This is a genomic window from Frankia sp. AiPs1, from assembly GCF_023716945.1.
Classification (GTDB): domain Bacteria; phylum Actinomycetota; class Actinomycetes; order Frankiales; family Frankiaceae; genus Frankia.
The window spans coordinates 1-4,345 of record NZ_JAMQQF010000507.1 but is presented as its reverse complement, the minus strand read 5'-3'; the positions used below and the strand labels follow the sequence as shown (position 1 = coordinate 4,345).

The window sequence follows — 4,345 nt, the reverse complement described above, 5'->3', positions numbered from 1 at the left end:
GGCCTGGTGGCCGCCGCGGCGGGCGTGCTGGCCTTCGTCCGAGCCGGTCGCCGTGCCGGCCCAGCCGCTCCGCTGACGCCGGTCGCCCCAGTGGGCGCGGTGACCCCGCGTGCACCGTTCGGCATGCCCGCCTGGTTCGTGTCCGTGGCCGTGTCCGTGTCCGTCGGCGGCGTCGCCGGCGGTGTGTTCGGACTGCTCGTCGCCCGCGGGCTGTGGGTCGGCAGCCCGCGGGCGGCCGCGGCGTCGGAGCTCGTCCTGGCCTGCTGTTTCGCGGCGGCGTTCGCGCTGTACCTGCGAGATCCCGCCGACGCGCGGCCGGATCCGACCCGGCTGGCGGGAGACCTGACCCCGCGATCCGGGGTCAGGTCACCAGGCGGGAGTGGCGGGACGCCTTCGTGAGCTTCACGCCGAGCTGGCCGGCGACCTGCCCGGGCTCGACCCAGCGGACGCGGGTGCTGGCGGAGTCGGGCACGGCGAGGCTGCGGTCCTCGACGTGGAACAGGTAGGTCATCTCGTAGTGGACGTGTTCGGGTTCTCCGCGCGTCGGCACGGCCTCGACGATTCTCGCCTCGACGTCGAAGGGGATGATCCCGTCGGGGATGACCATGTTCGTCTCCACGCCGGCACGGCGGGCGGCGAGCCCGAGCGCCGCGCCGAGCAGGGACGAGTCGCCCGCGTCCACGTGGCCGCCCGGCAGGTGCCAGATGGACGTGGTCGAGTCCATGATCTCGAGAACCCGCCAGTCGGGGGAAACGATCGCGGCGCGGCAGGTGACGTGAGCCGGCGTCGTGCTACGGGCTGCGATGGCAGGCCCGTGCAGGGCAAGCACGACCAAGGACCGCATGAGGTCCATCTCGTCCGGGTTCGCCTCGATGTAGCCAAGGGCCACACCGATCACCGCGTTGTTGGTGACCGTCACGCTCAGAGAACGTACAGGTGTCGGGTGCTCAACACGGAACACCGGGGCGGGACACTCCGAAGTTCGTACTGCACTCATACCCTCACTCACCGTGTCGACAGACCAAGCCATATCGGAAGAAATCGGGATGCCATTTCGGCACTCTCCTGGACTTCCTCGTCCAGTCGCGCTGGCCTGCGAGACGATGCGCGCGGCCCTCGGCCACGTTCGGCGCGACGCATCCCTCCCCGCCGGCAACTCACCAGACCGTCCCGACATCGCGACGGAGTGTGACAGTTGGTCGAGCTTCGCGGCACGCCGGCCGCAACCCCTACGGCATCCCGCACGTCGATCCATCCTTCCCGAGATCGGGTGAAGCGGACAAACAGGGCAAGCACCCGCCTGCCGGGTACCCCGCACCTACCATCGCGAAACCTCCTTCGTGCCGCAAATCGGAAATTTTGCTCCACCTTCAGTCGAGGGTCCGGCTCGGCCCCAGGTCAGCCCGGATGTGGACGGCCTGGGGCGGCGGGGCGCGCGGACGCCGAACGCGGGCGCAATCGGCACCTGTAGGCAGCACGTTCGGGTGGTCCCGCACCGGTCGCGGTACCCCCGGCACCCGTGGTCGTGACGGTCAGCCGACACCCCGGGCAGCCGGTGTCCGTCCGCGACTAGGGTCGGCGACGACGCAACGGCACATTGCCGACTCCGGGCCGCCATCCATCGGCACGACAACACGTCGCCAGCACGTACGCCGCACCGGCTACCTGGAGCGATGCGACGGTTGGGCCCAGGAACCGCGGGACGAACGGGAGGACCCCACCGTGGCCGACAGTCAGGCTCTCGACGCGACGAGCCAGGGCAACCGCCGGGTCCGACGGGCCACCGTGCTCGTGGCGGGACTTGCCCTGACCGGGCTCGTCGGTCTGACAGCCGGCTGCGGCTCGGACGGCGTCGACCTACCGGACCCGAGCGCCAGCGCGAGCCTGCCGACGGCGCTGCCCACCGCCCTGCCGAGGGCGCTGCCGAGCGGCCTGCCCACGGCCCTGCCGACCGGCCTGCGCACGGCCCTGCCCGCCCCGCTGTCGACGTCCGTCCCCGGGGTGGGGAAGGTCGATACGGTGACCGGACCGGCCGCGCTGCACGGCACCAACGTCCCCGCCGGCTTCCCCGTGCCGCCCGGGGCGGGGGTGCAGGTCGGCACGACCACCGGGAAGACCTCGACTGTGACGCTGTCGGGGGTGTCCAGCGATCGGGTCGCGGCGTTCTACCGCACGGCGCTGCCGCCGGCCGGCTACCGGATCACCTCGGACGTCGGCATTCCCGGCGTCGCCCGCGCCCTGGCCTTCACCGGGCACGGCGTCACCGGCAGCCTCGGCGCCGCGGGCCTCGGCCAGTCCAACGCGATCGCCATCGTGTTCACGAAGAACTGACGAGGCGGGCAGTGCCGGCGGGAGGCCGGCAGGGGAGGCGGGTGGTGCCGGCGGGGGACCGGCCGGGGAGGCCGGTGGGAAAGCCGGCCGGGGAGTCACACCGGCGCGGGAGCCAGGTCCGGCAGGTTGAAGTACCCGCGGATCTCCGTCTGAACGGCCCGCGGCTCGCGGCGGGCGTCGACGACGGCCACGAACTCCTTGCGCTGGAAAATCTCCATCACCGGCTGGGTCTTCTCGTGGTAGTCACGCAGCCGGACGGCCAGCGCCTGGGGATTGTCGTCGGCGCGCTTGCGCAGCGGTGCTCCGCAGTTGTCACAGGTGTCCGGCATGAGCGGCCGACTCGCTATCAGGTTGTAGTCCAGGCCGCAGCGAGAACACAGTCGGCGGGCCAGCACCCGCCGGTAGACCTCATCGTCCGGGAGGTCCAGGTAGATGACCCCGTCGATGTCGTAGCTCTCCAGAAAGAACTCCGCCTGCCGGGCGTTGCGGGGGAATCCGTCGATGATGAAGCCGTAGTTCCAGTCGTGGTCGGCCAGCCGGGTGCGCACCACCGATTCGACGAGGTCGTCGCCCACCAGGTGGCCGGCGGCAACCGTCCGCTTCACCTGGGCACCCAGCTTCGTGTGATTCTGTACATTCCAGCGGAAGACGTCGCCGACGCTTATGTGGACGAGGTCGAAATCCCGTGCCAGCAACGTCGCCTGGGTTCCCTTGCCACTGCCCTGTACTCCCATGATGACGAACTTGCGCACGAAATCCCTCTCCCGCCCGAATCGCTGGTCGCACAGGTGGTCGGCCGCGAACCGTCGTCCGGTTCATTCCCTGCCGGGTACCGTATCCGCTGAACGAATGGGTCGGCCCGGAAGCCACCCACGTGAATGCCGCGTGGGCAACGACACATATCCTGGTCAACGACGTCGCGGGTGCCGGGTGAGTGCCGAAGAACCGCGGGCAGCGGGAGGTTACGGCCACCGCCGGCAGGCCCGTCGACCCGGCCGCGCCGCCCGGCGGACGGCCGGCGCAGCGCCTCGACCGGCACCGAAAGGGCGGTTGCACGAGGGCCGCCTCACCCTCATCCGGTGGCACCTGCGCGCCACCCACGGCGGGCCGCCTGGCCCGGCGGGCGGGCCGCTCAGCCCCGCACATACCGGCGCGGCACCCAGGTCTGGCTGTCGATCGGGGGCCGCTTGTAGGCCTTCTCCTGCCGCGGGGGCAGCACGACCCGGTCATGCGGCACGTCGCCGTACGGGACGATCGACAGCAGATGGCTGATCAGGTTGAGCCGGGCCGTGCGCTTGTCGTCGGCGTCCACCACGTGCCAGGGCGCCGCACGAATGTCGGTGTAGGCGAACATCTCGTCCTTGGCCGCCGCGAAATCCACCCAGCGGGCCCGTGCCTGCAGGTCCATCGCCGACAGCTTCCACCGCTTGCCGGGATTGTCGATGCGCTCCTGGAAGCGACGCTCCTGCTCCTCGTCGCTGAGCGACAGCCAGTACTTGACCAGGACGATCCCGGAACGGACCAGCGCCCGCTCGAGCTGCGGGCAGGTACGCAGGAAGTCGTCGTACTCGTCGTCGGTGCAGAATCCCATCACCCGTTCGACCCCGGCCCGGTTGTACCAGCTCCGGTCGAACAGCACGATCTCGCCGGCGGCGGGCAGGTGCACCAGGTAGCGCTGGAAGTACCACTGGGTGCGTTCCCGCTCGGTCGGCGTGCCCAGCGCGACGACCCGGCACTGGCGGGCGTTGAGCCGATCGAGGATGCGTTTGATGGTGCCGCCCTTGCCTGCGGTGTCCCGCCCCTCGAATACCACCACCAGCCGGAACCCGGTATGCCGGATCCATTCCTGCATCCGGACCAGCTCGGTCTGCAGGCGGTCGAGTTCCCGCACATACTCCTTCCTGGTGACCCGGCACGGGGTGATTCCCGCCGCGACGGCCGCCGCAGTCGACGGATCGGCTGCCGCAGTCCCGGCGGGGGCGGCGGGGGCGGCGGGGATCGGTCCGGCCTGCGG

4 protein-coding genes and 1 pseudogene are annotated in these 4,345 nt (G+C 70.9%); 2 read left to right on the top strand and 3 right to left on the bottom strand.

The window, feature by feature from the left end; genetic code table 11:
- Window positions 1-399 (top strand): annotated as a pseudogene (locus ND748_RS26255) (serine/threonine protein kinase); the annotation flags it as partial.
- On the opposite strand, the gene ND748_RS26250 reads toward ND748_RS26255, so the two are convergent.
- Window positions 362-919 carry an NUDIX domain-containing protein gene (locus tag ND748_RS26250; protein ID WP_251748844.1) on the bottom strand — a complete coding sequence of 186 codons (558 nt, stop codon included), beginning with the start codon at window positions 917-919 and terminating at the stop codon, window positions 362-364. The pseudogene ND748_RS26255 and the gene ND748_RS26250 sit on opposite strands and share 38 nt — an antisense overlap.
- Before the next feature lie 803 nt (window positions 920-1,722).
- Here ND748_RS26250 and ND748_RS26245 point away from each other — a divergent pair.
- Window positions 1,723-2,331, top strand: coding sequence for a hypothetical protein (locus tag ND748_RS26245; protein ID WP_251748843.1), 609 nt, complete (start codon window positions 1,723-1,725; stop codon window positions 2,329-2,331).
- A gap of 95 nt (window positions 2,332-2,426) precedes the next feature.
- On the opposite strand, the gene ND748_RS26240 is transcribed toward ND748_RS26245, so the two are convergent.
- Both ND748_RS26240 and ppk2 read right to left on the bottom strand, forming a co-directional pair.
- A complete protein-coding gene (locus ND748_RS26240) occupies window positions 2,427-3,083 on the bottom strand; it encodes a nucleoside monophosphate kinase (RefSeq protein ID WP_251748842.1) in 657 nt (218 codons plus the stop codon).
- A 380-nt stretch (window positions 3,084-3,463) separates the two neighbouring features.
- Window positions 3,464-4,330 (bottom strand): polyphosphate kinase 2, encoded by an 867-nt coding sequence (gene ppk2, locus ND748_RS26235; RefSeq protein ID WP_374216041.1) that lies wholly within the window; start codon window positions 4,328-4,330, stop codon window positions 3,464-3,466.
- Between the last annotated feature and the right edge of the window lie 15 nt (window positions 4,331-4,345).